This is a genomic window from Fibrobacter sp. UBA3718 (assembly GCF_002371935.1).
Taxonomy (GTDB): domain Bacteria; phylum Fibrobacterota; class Fibrobacteria; order Fibrobacterales; family Fibrobacteraceae; genus Fibrobacter.
Window position 1 is genome coordinate 109,709 of sequence record NZ_DFHR01000013.1, and the last position, 16,400, is coordinate 126,108.

Genomic DNA, 16,400 nt, shown 5'->3' on the forward strand with positions numbered 1-16,400 from the left:
AAATTTCAACGCAGAATTTGTCAAAATTCGGGCAGTTTTTGTAAACTTTTTTCACGACAAAAGGCGCCCGGAGGCGCCTTTGTTAATATATGTTATATGTGTTGCCGGAGCTATTCTTCGGCGGGAGCTTCCGGAGCGGCATCGGCGGGGTCGACCTTCTCGACGGAATCGTCATCGACTTCGACACCCTCCACGTGATCGAAGGTTTCCTTCGCCTCGGCGCTATCCTGCTCGATGTCTTCCACGCTCGGGAGCGCAGTCGCATCTTGCACCACGTCACCTTCGCGGAGGCTAATCGCCTTGACGCCCTGGGCGTTACGGCCCGTGAGGCGGATATCGGCAGCCTTGATTCGAATCACCTGGCCTTCGCGGCTGGTAATGATCAAGTCGTAGTCGTCTGCAACGCTTTCAACGAACACGGCGGCGCCCACCTTGTCGGTCACGTTCAAGTTGCGCACACCCTTGCTACCGCGACGGGTAATGCGGTAGGTCGAAGGTTCGCTGCGCTTGCCGTAGCCATTTTCGGTGATGGTCACAATCTTGTTGCCGGCCTTGAGCCACAGGAGAGAAATCACTTCGTCGCCTTCGGCCAAAGTTATGCCCTTCACGCCGTGCGTGCCGCGGCCCATGGCGCGGAAGCAGCTAATCGGGAATGTAACGGCCTGACCATTGCGGGTCGCAAGCATCAGCAAGTCCTTAGGAATCGGTCGGGCTTCCAAATCGTCGGCGTCGTCGCCTTCGACTTCCGGCGCATCGGCGACTTCGGCTTCGGGCGCGTTATCGTCGCCTTCACCGGCATTCAAGGAAGCCTTGTATTCTTCTTCGGACATGCCAACGAGCTGAACCTTCACGAGTTCGTCGCCTTCGTCGAGGCTGATGGCGTTCACACCCGCCTTGCGCGGACGGCTGAACAGCGTCAAATCCATCTTGTTGATAACGCCCTTCTTGGTCGCAAACACGAGGCAGAAATAGCCACCGAACTTGCGCACCGGAACAATCGCCTGTACCTTCTCGCCCTCGACAAGTCCCACGAAGTTCACTATCGGGCGGCCCTTGCCGTTGCGCGTGCCTTCGGGCAAGCGATAAACCTTGGTCCAGTAGGCGCGCCCCTTGTTGGTGAATACAAGCAGGTAGCTGTGGGTAGACGCCGTGAAAATCTGATCCACGTTGTCTTCTTCCTTGAGGGTGGCACCGATGATGCCCTTGCCGCCGCGGTTCTGGGCCTTGAACGTATCAATCGGAAGACGCTTGATGTAGCCTTCCTTGCTCAGGGTAATCACCTGTTCCTCTTCGGCAATCAGGTCTTCGTAGTCGCTATCGTCCACAGATTCGCCAATCGTGGTGCGGCGTTCGTCACCGTACTTGTCGACAATTTCATCGAGGCGCTTGAGGATAATCGCAATGCGGCGTTCGCGCTTGGCAAGGATATCTTCCAAGTCGGCAACCGTCGCGATGAGTTCGTTGTATTCCGCTTCCAACTTTTCGAGGTTGAGGCCCGTAAGCTGGGAGAGTCGCATATCGACAATCGCCTGCGACTGGATTTCGTCGAGATTAAAGCGATCCTGCAAGCTCTGCTTCGCGATTTCGGTCGTCTTGCTCGACTTGATAATCTGCACGACCTCGTCGATATTCTGGGTCGCGATGCGAAGTCCCTCGATGATGTGCAGGCGAGCCTTCGCCTTGTTCAAATCGAACTGCGTAGCACGGGTCACCACGTCCATGCGGTGATCGATATAGATCTGGACGAGATCCTTGAGGGTCAAAAGCTTCGGCAGGTTGTTCACGAGCGCGAGGTTGTAGATGCTGAAGGTCGTCTGCAACTGCGTGTATTTGAACAAATTATTCAGGACAACCTCACCCACCGCGTCGCGCCTGAGTTCAATCACGATGCGCACATCCTTCGCCGATTCATCACGGATGTCGGTAATGCCGTCCACGCGCTTTTCGCGAACGAGGTCCGCTATCTTCTTGCAGAGTTCGGACTTGTTCACCATGTACGGGATTTCGGTCACGATGATGCGCGGCTTGCCCTTGGAATCAGTTTCGATTTCGGTACGGGCGCGCACGCGCACGCGGCCATGACCCGTGAGGTAAGCTTCGCGGAAACCGGAACGACCGCAGATGATGGCGCCCGTCGGGAAGTCCGGACCCTTCACGTACTGGAGCAGATCTTCGCCCGGGATTTCGGGATTTTCGGCAACCGCATGAATTGCAGCGGCGATTTCGCGCAGGTTGTGCGGAGCCATCGAGGTCGCCATACCCACGGCGATACCCGTCGTTCCGTTCACGAGCATATTCGGAAGCGCGGAAGGCAGCACCAGCGGTTCTTCGAGGGTTTCGTCGAAGTTCGGGCCCATGTCGACGGTATCCTTTTCGAGATCCTCGAGCATCAGGGCACCCACGTTGTTCATCTTCGCTTCGGTGTAACGCATGGCGGCTGCGCCATCACCGTCGATGTTGCCGAAGTTTCCCTGGCCGAACACCAGCGGGTAGCGCAGCGAGAAGTCCTGGGCCATGCGGACCAAGGTTTCGTAGACAGCCGAGTCGCCATGCGGGTGGTATTTGCCGATGACATCACCCACGATACGGGCGCTCTTCACCGTCGACTTGTTCGGGACCACGCCCAGCTTGTGCATGCTGAACATCACGCGGCGATGCACCGGCTTGAAGCCGTCTCGTGCATCGGGAAGCGCACGCGCGACAATCACGCTCATGGAATAGCGCAGATAGCTATCCTGCATGTCCTGTTCAATCAGGCTCTTGAACTGCGATCCTGGAACCAATTCTTCTGACATTCTCTATCCTCTAGTTATTGCCTAGCCGTTCCCGGCAAGCATTTTATTTATCACTTCTAAACTTTTTTCATCGGTCTGGTCGATGCGATGCGGCGTAATCGTCGCGTAGCCCTGATGGAGCAAGTAATCGTCGCTATCCTCGGGCTGTTTTTCCCACAACTTGTCGCCATCCAGTTGCCAAAGTCCACCCTCATGCGAGTAGTGGTCCGTAAACATTCCAAGGGCCATTCTTGCTTCCCTGAAACCCCTGAATGTTTCGGCAGTGGCCTTTGGAAAATTCACATTCCAGAACACTCCTGCGGGAATTTTTTCAAACAGGCGATTTTGGACGACCCGCTCCGCAAATACCTTTGCAAATTCAAGCATGTTCGGCGTCACCCCGTGCAGCGAAAGCGCAATGCCAGGAACCCCCCAGAGGGCAGCCTCGCGCGCACCGGCAACCGTCCCCGAGTAAAGCGAGGAGACTCCGGAATTTTCACCCTGGTTCACGCCCGAAAAACACACGTCAAAGGGCCCCGGACCGGCCCCCTCGGTAGAAAGACCATGGGAGGCAAAATGCCCGAGGGCAAATTTCACACAATCGGCAGGAGTCCCGGACATCGAATAGGCTTCAACAGAGGAACAATCCTTCCCCAGGTTCACCTTTTTTACCGAGAGCCCGCGACGTACCGTAAAGGCATGCGAGACACCGCTCTGTTCTTCTTCGGGAGCAAACACGTAAACCTCCGCTATGGGCACAAGAGCATTCGCCAAAGCAAGCATATAGCCGCTTTTTATCCCGTCATCGTTCGAGATGAGGACGCGTGGTTTTTGCGTGTTCTGCATGTCATCGGAAATATAGAAAAAACAGGAAATTTTAAGGAAAAATCAGCATATTTTTCTAGCTTTTTACGTGATGTATACCGAACCGAAATTCCTCGCAATGAAAGAGACCTCCAAGGCAAAACGCATGGCGGAACTCCTGCGCGTCATCATACTCCAACTGGGCGACGACGTGGCTCGCGCAAGGCGCGAATTCGAGACCTACGCCGGATGGATGAAACTCCCCGAAACAGAGCGTCTCGTAGGCAAAAACCAGGCCCAGATGATTGACCTGTACAAGACGTTCCGCACAAGGGCAGGCCTCGGATTCGAACGCGACGTCTACCTGGAACAGGAACCGGGGGACCGCGAAACCCCGAACGAAAAGCCCCTCCCCTTCGCGGTGCTCGTCCACAACTTGCGCAGCGCCTTTAACGTGGGATCCATCATCCGGAGCACCGACTGTTTTGGGCTCGAAGGAGTCCACCTGAGCGGTTACAGCTGCGGACCCGACCACGTGACGGTAAAAAGCGCCGCCCGCGGATGCCAGGAATGGATTCCCATCAAGCGCTGGGACTCCCCCTTCGACTGCGTCAAGTGGCACAAGGACAACGGCTACGAAATCATCGCGCTCGAAACCGGCGAAGACATCCCGAGCATCAACGATGTGAAGTGGCCCAAAAAGGGACTCATCCTCCTCGGAAACGAAGAACTGGGAATCGCCCCCGAGCTCATGGCCGAAGCGACGATGAAGGTGACCATCCCGATGGCAGGCCGCAAGGCGAGCATGAACGTCGCGGGCGCATTCGCCATCATGGCATTCAAGATCAGGACCGACTGTAAGGAATAGCTTTCCCTATGCCATCTTCGATGCGTCGGTGGTATTGGTCGCATCGACCTTGCCCGCAAAGAAGCTGTAGGCCGCAGGCACAATAAACAGCGAGAGGAACGTGGCAAACGTGAGGCCACCCGCAATGGCGATGCCCATCGCGATGCGGCTCGGGGTGCCGGTCATGATGAGCGGCACTGCGCCCAATACTGTTGACAGGCTTGTCATCAGGATTGGGCGGAAGCGGCGTTCTGCCGCTAGCCGAGCCGCCTCGAGCTTAGAGCACCCGGTATTCGCCGCAATCTGGTTTGCAAATTCCACAATCAATATGCCGTTCTTCGTCACGAGCGCGATAAGCAAGATGAGCGCAATCTCGCTAAAGATATTGAGCGTCTGGCCGGTAATGAACAGGCAAGCAAGCGCACCCGCAAGCGCAAGAGGCACCGTAAAGAATATCACGAAGGGAGCGCGGAAGCTTTCGAACTGGCCCGCAAGCACCAGGAACACAAGCGCAAGCGCAAGCAGGAACACGATGTAGAGACCGCTGGAACTTTCCTCAAACTCCTTGGAGGAGCCGCTCAATGCGGTACTCACGCTCGGGTAATCCTTCAGCAAGTGCTTCGCAATCCGGCGCATCTCTTCCACGCCGTCGCCAATCGTCTTGCCGGGCACAAGGCCCGCCTGGATGGTGGCGGCGCTGAATCGGTTGAATCGCGGGAGCGACGGCGATGCGGACTGCTCGCTAAACGTGATGAAGTTATCAAGACTCACAAGTTCGCCCTTCGCGTTCTTGACCGTGAGCATCGCGATGTTCTCGGGCATACTCCTGTACTGGTACCCCACCGCACCGATGATATCGTACTGGCGTCCGTCCTTGTAGAACTCGCCATAGCTCTGGTCGCTTATCGCAAGTTGCACCGCCTGGGCGATGTCGTTCACCGAAACGCCTTCCTCATTCGCCTTGTCGCGCAGAATCTCGATATGCAGTTCGGGCTTCGTGAACCTCAGGTTCGTATTCACCACGCTGAACACCGGGCTCTTGCTCGCCTCTTCCTCGAACTTGGGCACGAGCGTGCGGAGAATTTCGATATTCGGAGCCTGCAACACAAACTGCACCGGGAGGCCGCCACGCTGCGTGCTGATGCTCTGCGGTTCAAACACCATCACGCGAAGGTCGGGGTACTCATTACCGAGTACTTGGATGCTGCGGGCGATTTCGCTCTGCGGGCGGCGCGCCTTCTTGTCATCGTTCAGGAATATGCGCATCCTGGAGTTGCCCGCGTTCCACGCACCTGCCTGGATTTCGGTGTACTCGTTGGTATCCATGAGCGCGATGACTTCTTCGGCAAAGGCATCGGCCATGCGCTTGGTGCGCGTGAGCGTCACGCCTTCGGGCATGTTCAGGTTCACCATGACCGCGTTGGAATCTTCCGTCGGGGCCATCTCGCTACTCATGTTGTTGAAGCAGAGGTACGCAATAGCCAGGAGGCCCGCCACTACCGGGAAAAGCAAGAATCGCAACTTGAGGAACCCACCGAGAAGCACAGCGTAAATGCGGTTGAGCCCGTCAAAGAACGGCTCGGTAACGCGGAAGAACCAGCCCTGTTTTTGGCGGCTCAGGAACTTGGAACAGAGCATCGGCGAGAGCGTGAGCGCACAGAGCGTCGAGAGGAAAACAGTCCCGATCATCACCGCCACGAACTCGCGGAAAAGGAGACCCGTAGTACCGCCCAGCGCAAGCACCGGCACGAACACCGCCATCAAAACGACCGAGGTCGCAATCACCGCGAAGAAGATTTCGTTTGTACCCGCGACCGCCGCCTGTTTGGGAGTCATGCCGCGTTCAATCTTGTGGTAGATGTTTTCCACAATCACGATGGCATCGTCCACCACAAGGCCAATCGCCAAGACCATCGCAAGCAAGGTCAGCACGTTGATACTGAACCCGCACAGGTACAGCACGAAGAAGCTTCCGATAACGGCCACAGGCACCACCACCATCGGGATGAGCGTCGTGCGGGCCTGCCGCAAGAAAGCAAAGATAATCGCAATCACCAAGAGGAACGCGATGAAGATGGTTTCCACCACCTCCTTGATGGAAGCGCGGATGTTGATGGAAGTATCGCGCCCGTAAAGCACCTGGACGCCCTCGGGAATCTCGCGGCGGATATCCTCCACGCGCCTGTAGAACTCGTTTGCAATTTCCACGTGATTAGAGCCCGGCTGCGCCATCAGGGCGAGCGTGATGGAGTTCTTGCCGTTACGGCGGAACCCGGTACGCGTATCCTTCGGTTCGTAATGGATATCCGCCACATCGGAAATGCGGATGACGGTCCCGTCGGCAGCCGTCTTTACCGCGATATTCTCGAACGCTTTCGGGTCGAGAATTCGGCCCAGTGTGCGGATAGAAAGTGTCGTCTCGCTACCTTCGATGGAGCCGGAAGGCAGTTCCAGGTTGCCGCGCTTGAGCGCCGCCGACATCTCGGCACCCGAAACGCCAAGTGCCTGCAGGCGCACCGGGTCAATCCACAGGCGCACCGTCGGGCGCTTTTCGCCCCAGATGGCGACTTCCGACACACCGTTGATAGTCTGCAGGCGTTCCTTCACAAAGTTGTTCGCGATTTCGGAAACTTCCATCGGGTCGAGTTTGTCGCTCACGAGGCTCACCATCAATATCGGGTCGTTGTCGCTATCGGACTTGTAGACCGTCGGTTCATCGACATCGTCCGGGAGCCTGCGGCGCACGCGGCTCACGCGGTCGCGGATTTCGTTCGCGGCCGCCTCCAAATCCATTCCCGTTTCAAACTCGATGTTGATGAACGAGAAGCCATCTCGGCTCGTGGAGGTAAGCGCCTTGATGCCCGATGCGCTGTTGATGGATGCTTCCAAGATTTCGGTGACTTCGGCCTCCACCACCGCGGCGTTAGCGCCCGGGTACGAGGTACGCACCTGAATCAAGGGATAGTCGACATTCGGGTATTCGCGCACGCCCAGGTTGCTTGCGCCAAACGCACCGAGCAAGATGATGACAAGCGCCATCACCGTCATGAGTACCGGGCGACGTACGGAAAGGTTCGCGACACTCATCCGCGTTTACTCCACTTCGTAATCGGCGTTGTGGCGGATTTCACGAATGCGCACAGAAATGCCTTCGCGCAGGCTAATGAGGCCCGAAGTAATCACGGTATCGCCCTCGTCGAGCCCTCCGGTCACATCGACCGTAATCGGCGTGCGGAGCCCGGTCTGTACGTGCTTGATTTTCGCCTTCCCGCCCGTAGCCACGAACACGTAGGCGCCGTCCTTGTCCAGCGTGAACGCCTCGGCCGGAATCGGGATGCTCTTTGCGACTCCCGCCTGCATAGTCACGTTCACTTTTGCGTAAGAACCTGCAAGGAGTTCGCCCCCCGCGTTATTGACTTCCACCAGCACCTGGCGGGTACGGCTACTTTCCGAAAGTCCCGCTTCCAGGGCCTTCACCTTGCCGCTTGCGGAAATATTGCGTTCCTCGTCCTTGAGTTCCACGGCATCGCCCGGCTTGAGGGCCGATGCATAGCGTTGCGGGAGGGCGAATTTCGCCTTCAACTTCTTCACTTCGCTGAGAGTCGCGACCGAGGTCCCGGTCGTGAGCCACGCGCCCACCGAAACGTTCACGAAACCGAGCTTGCCAGCGAACGGGGCACGAACTTCGGTCTTCGCAATCTGCGCCCTGATGAGTTCCACCGACGCTTCCGCAGACTTGAGCGACGCTTCCGCCGCTTCCATGTCGGCCTTAGTCGCACCGTCCTTCTCGTAGAGTCCCTTCGCGCGGTCGTACTTCTGCTGGGCAAGCTGCTTGTTCGATTCCGCCTGCTTGAGCTGCGCCCTCAATTCAGAATCGTCAATCTTTGCAAGGAGCGAGCCCTTCTGCACCTGGGCGCCATCCTTCGCGTAAAGGTTCATGAGCCTGCCGGATGTTGCCGCGGTCAGTTCCACACTGTTGAGGGGTTCGAGCGTCGCCATCGCAGAGAACGTCTTGCCGCCCTCGTGGGCTTCGGCAATATAGCCTTCCACAGCAATCTCGCGTGCAGGCCTGCCTCCCGGTCCGCCTTTCCCGCTCGGGCCACCCTTGCCCGGAACACCGGCACCCTTCGCACCGCTCGCAGCGGAATCTTCGCCACCGCAGGCGGCAAGGAAAAGGGCTACAAAAACGAATACAATAAACTTTTTCACGCGATTTAGATGCATATCGGGTACTAATGGTTGCATTTAAATGAAATTCCCCGGTCAAAATTTCACATTGAAAAGAAGCCCGCTGCCGTCTTCATAGAACTCGGGGGTCACCTTGAAGCGCTCCGTGAACGATTTGGAGGACGTCGCGCGGTAGATGCGCATGGCATCGAGCATGGAGACGACGCGGTTCAGCACCAGCGCCCCCACCGACACCTGGAAAATAATGCGGCTAACACGGTAATGGCGCAAACGACTCTTGAACTCGTCGATATGTTCCGTCGTCTCGGGATTGTCAGAACTTCCCCAGTCCCACTGGATGCTCTCGTCGAGTTCGCTGTTGACATCCTTGCCCGCGCGGATCATCGCCTGGTTGTAGTCCTCGTCCATGTCGGGCGAGGAATTCTGCCCCGCAACGCCACCACGGCTCCGGTAGTCGCCCACCGTATTGAGCATCGAGATTTTCTTGCTAGAACTCGTGAGTCCCGCATACCGGACAGCATAGGAATGCGCCGAAGCGATGTATTTTTCGCCAATAAAATACGAACCGAAAGTCGTAAGCCAGAGGGCCGCATCAGTCCATACAAAAGGCCGCACAAGAGACTTCTCGCCCAAGTAAAGTTCGCCCATGCCTGGCAAGAGAGCAGATGCGCCCAACGCCAACCACAGACTCTTGTCCTGGTTCTTGCTCACGCTCTCGTCGACCGAAATCACGACCTGCGAAAAAGCGGCAGACGAGGCAACGAGGACTCCCAGGAGAACCGACAGGATCAGCCGCATCAGAATCCCCAGCTAGCCTGCACGCCCACGTCGAGTCCGTTGAATATGTTCACGTAGCTGTCGAAGTGGAGATGGTCGTACCACGAAAGTTCTTCGGAATAGAGCGCCTTGTTGTGCGCATTGGCCGTAAACGCAGCGTCAACCGCCGAGATAATATGGTTGAGGATAAGACCTCCAAAGAACCACACCTGCAAATCGGCGTAGTCGTTCGCCTTGTTGCGCATGGAACGGTACTTGTCCATGTTGGACGACTTTCCCAGCGGGACGATTCCGTCTTCCAGTTCGTCGTCCTCGAGCCCAAGGTTGATGGCCACCGCCGGGTCTTCCACATCGTCCCAGCCGAGCACATAGGTCTTGTCAGAAATCTGCTGGAACAGGGCGGAAGCATCGAAGAATGCGCCCACCGCCTTGGTCTCATCGCCAAGCGAAGCATCTTCCAGCGCCGACGCGTTCGAGACGGAGAACCGGTCCGTATGCGCCTTGTCCTTATAGAAGAGCCTTCCCGCCGTGTAGCATCCCGAGTTGCCCGCATCGCCATAGATGGCCTCGCAGAACGCCTCGCGGCTGTTCATGTAGCGGGTCTCGAAGCGCGATTCTTCCGTCTCGTCCGAGAGCTGGCCGTAAAGTTCGCGCATGCCGGCCTCGTAGCGGCCAATGGAATAGTGCTTCTTCGCGAACTTCTTGTACTTGTCGACCTGGTCGTTATACTTGTAGACCGAGAAATAGCCCCAGCTGGTCCAAAGGGCGGCCTCGAGCGCGAGGTAGGCGCCACCGCGGACATAGGTGAACGTGGACCCGCCCACGTAGAGCTGGCCCGAACCAGGAACCACGAGCGACATGAACAGCGCCTTGCGCGGGCTCTTGTAACGGCCCTTGAGTTCGTCAATGCCGTAGACCTTGGACACCTTCACCGGACCGAGAAGGTCGCGGCGGCTCATGGAACTGGAAGAGATGTCCGGAGCCGGCTGTTCGGAACTGCTGGAGCTGAGGGCAGCAAGCGAATCGCGGATACGGTTCTCTTCGGAAAGCCTCTTCATCTCTGCAGCGTATGCCTCCTCGGGAGTCATCTGCATCGCGGAATCGCCGGCAGCGGAGTCGGCAACCGCCGTATCGGCAGGAGCAGCCGTGTCCGCCACAGCGGGGGCGGTCGTGTCGGCAACCGCGGGGGCAGCAGAATCAGCCGGAGCGGCAGGCTGTTCGGCAGAAGACGAGAGCGGGGCGCTCGACGGCGAAACGGGTACGCTGGAAGACGAGGCAACCGCGCTAGAAGAAACGGCGACACTCGACGAGGATAACACCACCGAGGAACTGGAAACCTCCTGGGCAGCCTCGTTTTCGGCCTCGAACTCCGCGAACAGGTCGCGGGGCTGGGCAAGGGACTGGCCCACAAAGACACTGGCCACGCAGGCCACAAATGAAAGAGCGAACTTACGCATATAGCCTTAAAATAGCAAAAATCGCCCCCATAACAGGAGCGACTTTTAAAAGTTTTTGTAGTTGCGAGAATTATTACTTCTCAGCGACCACCCAAACCTTGACCTGAGCTTCTACGTCGCTGAACACCTTGATGGTGACAGTGTAGACACCGAGCTGCTTGATGGGCTCTTCGAGGGCAACCTGAGCACGGCTGACCTTGACACCCTGCTTGGTGATGGCATCGGCGATGTCGGCAGCGGTCACAGAACCGTACAGACGTTCGCCTTCCACGACGCGGCGTTCGAGGTTGACAGAAACCTGGGAGAGCTTGGCAGCGACGTCACCGGCGGCGGCGAGTTCCTTCTGGAACTGGGCCTCGAGGGCGGCGCGGTTGCTTTCGATCTGGGCCTTGGCTTCCTTGGTAGCACGGACGGCGAGTTTGCGCGGGAAGAGGAAGTTACGGGCATAGCCGTCCTTCACCTTCACGACGTCGAGCATCTTGCCCAAGTGGGGAACATTGGCTTTAAGAATAATTTCCATAGTCTAGTTCCTCCTTAGCGCAGGCTGTCCGAAACGAACGGGAGAATGGCCATCTGGCGGGCGCGCTTGATAGCCTCGTTCAGCATACGCTGGTACTTGGCGGACGTGCCGGAGATGCGACGCGGGATAATCTTGCCACGTTCAGAGATGAAGCGACGGAGAGTCTTCTCGTCCTTGTAGTCAATGAACTTGACATTGTTTTCCGTGAACCAGCAAGTCTTCTTGCGGCGGATACGCGGAGCCTGTTTCTTGTCTTCAAAAGCCATTATTCAGCCTCCCCTTCTTCTGCGTCGACCGGGATGATTTCCTCGGTGGACTGAGCCATATCCTGGTTGTAGACGATTTCGCTCATCGGATAATCAGCGAGGGTCATCCAGCGGAGAGCGTTCTCGTTCAGCTTGAGGGCAGCTTCCATGTTCGCCACCACAGAGGCTTCGGCCTTGTAGTAGAAAATCACGTAGTAGCCGTGCTGGCGCTTGTTGATGGTGTAGGCGAGCTTGCGCTTGCCCCAGTCGTCGCGACGGAGAATTTCACCGCCGCCGTTGGTGATCATGGCACCGATGTTCTCGACTTCAGCGTTGATGGCGTCGTCAGAGATCATAGCGTCGATGATAACCATCGTTTCGTATTGTCTCATAATGAGTCCCTTTGGTCTATCGCCCGGCTACCGACATTGGCTCCGGGAGGGTTCCGACTAAAATCGGTGCGGCAAATATAGAAAACGAGGCCTTTTTGTCAACACGGACCGGCCCTTGAGGTCGAACTTGGCCGCTTTCGAGGGAAAAACGCCCCTGTACGTGTAGGGGGAACGGCGGATGGAGGTCGGACCATCCCCGAACGAGCCCTCCGGGTCGATTTCGCGGATACTTACATATTTATATTCGCCCTGGACCACGTTGCTCTGGTTGCCGTCGGTGCGCATCAGGGCTATTCCCCCGCCCTCGACGATAGGCGCGAGGGCGTCCTCGAGACCGTTATAATCCTTGCAGCCGTCGATTTTCGCGGCCCCGCCCGAGGCCCCCGACCAGTCCTTCCCCTCGTCGAGCGCCTCGCCTACCTTCTCCCACTTGGCGTTTGCAGGCTCGCCGTTCGAGATCGAGTCAATGTAGAGTTCCAGACGGACAGATGTCCTAGATTCGTCGGGGCCACCATTATCCGGGTATGCACTATTGTACACTATAAACTTCATGCCAATCCAGCGGTCGGTCGGGAGTTTCGCGCCACCCCAAAGAGGCGTCTGCTTGCCCACAACGCCCTCGCTCTGGTAGTAGCTGCCGGGGTGCTTCCATTCCTTCTCGAAATCCCACTTGCCGTCGTGCCTAAAGCGCGCATAGTATGTATTTGCATCGCAGTTGTTGCCCCCGCCGCTCGCATGCCCAAGCGCGCCGCTCCGCACGCCCATCACCATGCCGCCGTAGTCGGGGCCGTTTGCGGAAGCCTCGCCCCTGCGGTAGTAGGCGGTAAACTCCACGTCGCGATAGAACTGCTTCTTTGCGGCCCGAGACGTCTGGCTGTTGATATGGAAGCGCGGGCCGGAACTCATCATCTGCATGACACCCTTGCCGTCTATCTTGAAGAAGGGAGACGCGTCGCCCGCGCTACGGTTGTCCGTCCATTCCAGCGGATCGTCGGCATCGCCATCCCATTCGATACCGCGCGCATGGCCGTTAGCCCAGTGCGCCGAATTCCATTCGACAGTACCCGACTTCGTGGGATAGAACTTCTCTATGCCGAAGGTATCGCGCGGGGATTCCTCGGCAAAGGCAACCGTGCACGCGAAAGCCAAAATCGAAACTGAACGCCAAAGACATTTTCCTGTACCCATAGAGCACACCTCACTACATAGGAATATATGTTTTTTCGGGCGCGAATCACGCCTTTTTCTCGTTTTTTTGTTAAATTTCACCACATGAAAATTTCGGACAAGGCTATCGGCTACTTTTCGCTACTCGCCCTACTTGGGCTGTTCGCGGGCATCGCCTACGGCATGTTCGAGGCACACGAAAAGGTCACCTACAAGGCCTACGTCGACTTCAAGGAGCTCGGGTCGCTACAGCCCGAAGACCCGGTGGTCATCCGCGGCTACACCGTGGGCACCATCGGTAAGGTGACCTGGCTGGGCGACCGCGCCCGCGTGGAAATCAAGTTCGACGAGCCCCGCACCATCCGCGAGGGCACGAAGTTCAACAACGTGAACTACGCCATCATGGGCCAGCGCAGGCTCGAAATCGTCCCGAACAAGAACGGCAAGGTCCTCCCCGAAGACTTTATCCACCAGGGCAACTTCGAGCCCGGCATCGCCGAGGCGCTCCGCTACATGGAAGACGTCAACGAACAGCTTAACCACGTGCGCGAGGTCATCACGCTCATTACCGAGGGCGACTCCACCCACAAGTCCGTAAAGGAAATCTACGAGACCGTGATGCAGACGACCGAAGGGATCCTCGACAATGCCGACAAGACTCTCGACAAGCTCTCCCCCGCCATCAAGCAGCTTGTAGGACAGCTGAACCAAGCGGCGAATTCCGTAACCGACATGGCAAACCAGGTGGACACGACCGTCAAGGTGACGACGGACGCCCTCAACGAGAAAATTGCGCAGGCCGACAGCGCCATCCACGCCATCACCGAAGGCACGAAGAAGGCCGAACAGATTATCGCAACCATCGAGAGCACCCCCGCCGTGGACAAGCTCCTGAACACGAAGGACCTCGTCGACCGCGCGAACGACCTTGTCAAGAAGACGCAGGCGCTCATCGCCGCCATCGACACGAAGGGCGTCAAGATGTACGACGACCAGGGCAAAGAAGTCAGGCTCTTCACCTGGAAGAACACGAACCTTATCGGCAAGACAGCCCGCGAAAAGGCGAAACTCCGTGCCGAAAAAGGAGAAAGCCTTCCGGATTCCGGCCCCGCCGAGAGCGAGTAACGCGCAAGCAAGAAGGCTCCACCCATGGAAATTTCACAGCTTCCAGGACTCGGCCCCAAACGCGTCGAGGCTCTCCGTAAATCGGGGCTAGTCTCCATCGCGGACCTCCTCTACAATATACCGCGCACCTATCTCGACCAGACCAAGGTTTCAACCATCGGCAACTGCCATCCGGGCGAAAAGGTCGTGCTTATCGGCACCATCAGCCGTTCCGGAATCGTGCGGGGGCGCAGTTCCAGATTTATCGCCACCCTCACCGACGGCTCCGGCGAAATCCAGCTGCTTTTTTTCCGAGGCACGAGTTTCTGGGCCAGGAAAATCAAGAACGGCACCCGCTGGCTCGTCACGGGCCAGGTCGGTGAATACCGCGGACTGCAAATAACGCATCCCGACCTGCAGCCTATCGACGAAGGAGAAGAATTCAACGGCTGCATCCAGCCCATCTACCCCATCAGCGAAGCCTGCCGCGAAGCCCGGATGGAACAGAAGTTCTTCCGCGGTCTCTACAAGACGGTTTTCAACTTCCCGGGGCTCACGCTCTCCGGGCTATGCCCCAGGGAACTGACCGACTACCTGCATTTCGCGCCCGTCATGGCGAATCTCCGCACGCTGCACCAGCCGCAGGATTTCCCGTCGATCTACAAGGCGAAACGCGAACTCAAGGTACTCGAGCTACTGCCGTTCTGCCTGCGCATGGTCAAGCGCCGCGAGAACCAGAAACTGCGCGGTCACGAGCGCCAAATCGACCTCGGGACGGTAATGGCCGCAAAAGCAAGGTTGCCGTTCTCGCTCACGCGCGGACAGGAAGAGGCTCTCGACACGATTGTCGCGGGGCTCAACGGCAAAAAGCAGTTCCACGCGCTTTTGCAGGGCGACGTCGGCTGCGGAAAGACAGTTGTAGCGATGCTTGCGATAATGGCCGTATGCGGCGCGGGCGAACAATGCGCCCTCATGGTCCCGACCGACATCCTCGCGCGGCAGCACTTCAAGAGCCTCAAGCCGTTTTTTGACGCGGCAGGGCTCAGCGTGCGCCTGCTGGTAGGCGCCACCCCCGCCGCAGAAAAGAAGACAATCCTCGGCGAACTGCAGATGGGACTTGCAAACGTCGTCATCGGCACGCACGCGCTGTTCAGCAAGGATGTCACATTCGCGAAGCTCGGGTTCGTCATCATCGACGAACAGCACCGCTTCGGCGTAGGCCAGCGCGAAGCGCTTCTTGCCAAGGGCGACTACCCCGACATGCTCGTGATGAGCGCCACCCCCATTCCCCGAAGTCTCGCGATGACGCTCTATGGCGACCTGAAGGTCATAAGCATCAAGGAAAAGCCCGCAGGCCGGAAACCCATCAAGACGCGCCTCGTAAACGCAAGCAAGCGCGACGACATGAAGAAATTCATTTGCACGGAAGCCGCCGGCGGGAACCTCTGCTACTGGATTGCGAGCCGCGTCGGCACGGACGAGGAAGGTAGCGCCCGGAGCGTCGACGAAATTGTCGATGAACTGAGGAACTACATCGCGGGGCCGGGCAGGGCCATCCCGGGAGGAGCAACGCTCAAGGTCGCGGGAGTCCACGGCCAGATGGACGAGGCGCAGCGCGACGACATCATCGCAAGATTCGCGAAAGGCGAAATCCACATTCTCGTAGCGACGACCGTCATCGAAGTCGGCGTGAACGTGCCCGCAGCGAACCTCATGGTCATCGACCAGCCAGACCGATTCGGTCTGGCGCAGCTGCACCAGCTGCGCGGCCGTGTAGGCCGGGGCGATGCCCAGGCATGGTGCTTCCTGATGATTCCCGAGGGCGACGCGGCGGATTCCAGCATGGAACGGCTATCGCAGTTCTCGCAAACCGAAGATGGCTTCGAGATTGCCGAACTCGACCTGCAAAACCGCGGCGCAGGCAACCTCGAAGGCAACGAACAGAGCGGCGCATGGGTGTTCCGCTGGTTCGACTGGATCGCCGACCAGGAACTCATCAGCCAGACGCTCGAAACGGCAGAACACATCCTGAAGGATTCGGGTTCATTCGACGAAAGCGCCCGCATGAAAATCCAGGCCTGGTACGGCGAAAAGGAATTCGCAAACGAAGACGGCGTGCACTAGG

Annotated in this window: 13 protein-coding genes; 3 read left to right on the forward strand and 10 right to left on the reverse strand. The window is 57.8% G+C overall.

The genetic code is table 11. The features are described 5' to 3' along the window. Window positions 1-110: 110 nt before the first annotated feature. On the reverse strand, window positions 111-2,795 hold the full coding sequence (gene gyrA, locus B4A77_RS03710) for a DNA gyrase subunit A (RefSeq protein ID WP_290738440.1): 2,685 nt from the start codon (window positions 2,793-2,795) through the stop codon (window positions 111-113). Window positions 2,796-2,816: 21 nt separating this feature from the next. Then, complete coding sequence (gene surE, locus B4A77_RS03715; protein ID WP_290727132.1) at window positions 2,817-3,620, reverse strand: 5'/3'-nucleotidase SurE; 804 nt, start codon at window positions 3,618-3,620, stop codon at window positions 2,817-2,819. 70 nt (window positions 3,621-3,690) lie between these two features. Here surE and B4A77_RS03720 point away from each other — a divergent pair, with 70 nt between their 5' ends. After that, complete coding sequence (locus B4A77_RS03720) at window positions 3,691-4,446, forward strand: TrmH family RNA methyltransferase (RefSeq protein WP_290739169.1); 756 nt, start codon at window positions 3,691-3,693, stop codon at window positions 4,444-4,446. 6 nt (window positions 4,447-4,452) lie between these two features. Here B4A77_RS03720 and B4A77_RS03725 read toward each other — a convergent pair whose 3' ends face one another. The 8 genes from B4A77_RS03725 to B4A77_RS03760 form a co-directional block, all read right to left on the reverse strand. Beyond that, complete coding sequence (locus tag B4A77_RS03725; protein WP_290738444.1) at window positions 4,453-7,512, reverse strand: efflux RND transporter permease subunit; 3,060 nt, start codon at window positions 7,510-7,512, stop codon at window positions 4,453-4,455. Between the two features lie 6 nt (window positions 7,513-7,518). Beyond that, window positions 7,519-8,634, reverse strand: a complete 1,116-nt coding sequence (locus B4A77_RS03730; RefSeq protein WP_290738446.1) for an efflux RND transporter periplasmic adaptor subunit — start codon at window positions 8,632-8,634, stop codon at window positions 7,519-7,521. Window positions 8,635-8,688: 54 nt separating this feature from the next. Continuing rightward, a complete protein-coding gene (locus B4A77_RS03735; RefSeq protein WP_290727129.1) occupies window positions 8,689-9,411 on the reverse strand; it encodes a hypothetical protein in 723 nt (240 codons plus the stop codon). After that, window positions 9,411-10,847, reverse strand: a complete 1,437-nt coding sequence (locus B4A77_RS03740) for a hypothetical protein (protein ID WP_173381482.1) — start codon at window positions 10,845-10,847, stop codon at window positions 9,411-9,413. The genes B4A77_RS03735 and B4A77_RS03740 overlap by 1 nt, the downstream gene beginning before the upstream one ends. Window positions 10,848-10,920: 73 nt before the next feature. Beyond that, window positions 10,921-11,367 carry a 50S ribosomal protein L9 gene (rplI, locus tag B4A77_RS03745; protein ID WP_173366111.1) on the reverse strand — a complete coding sequence of 149 codons (447 nt, stop codon included), beginning with the start codon at window positions 11,365-11,367 and terminating at the stop codon, window positions 10,921-10,923. A gap of 14 nt (window positions 11,368-11,381) precedes the next feature. Beyond that, window positions 11,382-11,633, reverse strand: a complete 252-nt coding sequence (rpsR, locus tag B4A77_RS03750) for a 30S ribosomal protein S18 (RefSeq protein WP_173366110.1) — start codon at window positions 11,631-11,633, stop codon at window positions 11,382-11,384. Further along, window positions 11,633-12,004 carry a 30S ribosomal protein S6 gene (gene rpsF / locus B4A77_RS03755; RefSeq protein WP_173366109.1) on the reverse strand — a complete coding sequence of 124 codons (372 nt, stop codon included), beginning with the start codon at window positions 12,002-12,004 and terminating at the stop codon, window positions 11,633-11,635. Before rpsF ends, rpsR begins: the two co-directional genes overlap by 1 nt. 57 nt (window positions 12,005-12,061) lie before the next feature. Continuing rightward, entirely contained in the window at window positions 12,062-13,192 is a 1,131-nt protein-coding gene (locus tag B4A77_RS03760) for a hypothetical protein (protein ID WP_290738449.1), read from the reverse strand. Window positions 13,193-13,276: 84 nt separating this feature from the next. Between B4A77_RS03760 and B4A77_RS03765 the strand changes: the two genes are divergently transcribed. Beyond that, a complete protein-coding gene (locus B4A77_RS03765; protein ID WP_290738452.1) occupies window positions 13,277-14,296 on the forward strand; it encodes an MlaD family protein in 1,020 nt (339 codons plus the stop codon). Window positions 14,297-14,320: 24 nt separating this feature from the next. After that, on the forward strand, window positions 14,321-16,399 hold the full coding sequence (locus B4A77_RS03770) for an ATP-dependent DNA helicase RecG (RefSeq protein ID WP_290738455.1): 2,079 nt from the start codon (window positions 14,321-14,323) through the stop codon (window positions 16,397-16,399). Window position 16,400 lies beyond the last annotated feature (1 nt).

Coding starts and splice junctions, on each gene's coding strand:
- B4A77_RS03770 (WP_290738455.1), top strand. CDS start 14,321: ATGGAAATTTCACAGCTTCCAGGACTCGGCCCCAAACGCGTCGAGGCT.
- surE (WP_290727132.1), bottom strand. CDS start 3,620: ATGCAGAACACGCAAAAACCACGCGTCCTCATCTCGAACGATGACGGG.
- B4A77_RS03720 (WP_290739169.1), top strand. CDS start 3,691: ATGTATACCGAACCGAAATTCCTCGCAATGAAAGAGACCTCCAAGGCA.
- rpsR (WP_173366110.1), bottom strand. CDS start 11,633: ATGGCTTTTGAAGACAAGAAACAGGCTCCGCGTATCCGCCGCAAGAAG.
- B4A77_RS03765 (WP_290738452.1), top strand. CDS start 13,277: ATGAAAATTTCGGACAAGGCTATCGGCTACTTTTCGCTACTCGCCCTA.
- rpsF (WP_173366109.1), bottom strand. CDS start 12,004: ATGAGACAATACGAAACGATGGTTATCATCGACGCTATGATCTCTGAC.
- B4A77_RS03725 (WP_290738444.1), bottom strand. CDS start 7,512: ATGAGTGTCGCGAACCTTTCCGTACGTCGCCCGGTACTCATGACGGTG.
- rplI (WP_173366111.1), bottom strand. CDS start 11,367: ATGGAAATTATTCTTAAAGCCAATGTTCCCCACTTGGGCAAGATGCTC.
- B4A77_RS03760 (WP_290738449.1), bottom strand. CDS start 13,192: ATGGGTACAGGAAAATGTCTTTGGCGTTCAGTTTCGATTTTGGCTTTC.
- gyrA (WP_290738440.1), bottom strand. CDS start 2,795: ATGTCAGAAGAATTGGTTCCAGGATCGCAGTTCAAGAGCCTGATTGAA.
- B4A77_RS03740 (WP_173381482.1), bottom strand. CDS start 10,847: ATGCGTAAGTTCGCTCTTTCATTTGTGGCCTGCGTGGCCAGTGTCTTT.
- B4A77_RS03735 (WP_290727129.1), bottom strand. CDS start 9,411: ATGCGGCTGATCCTGTCGGTTCTCCTGGGAGTCCTCGTTGCCTCGTCT.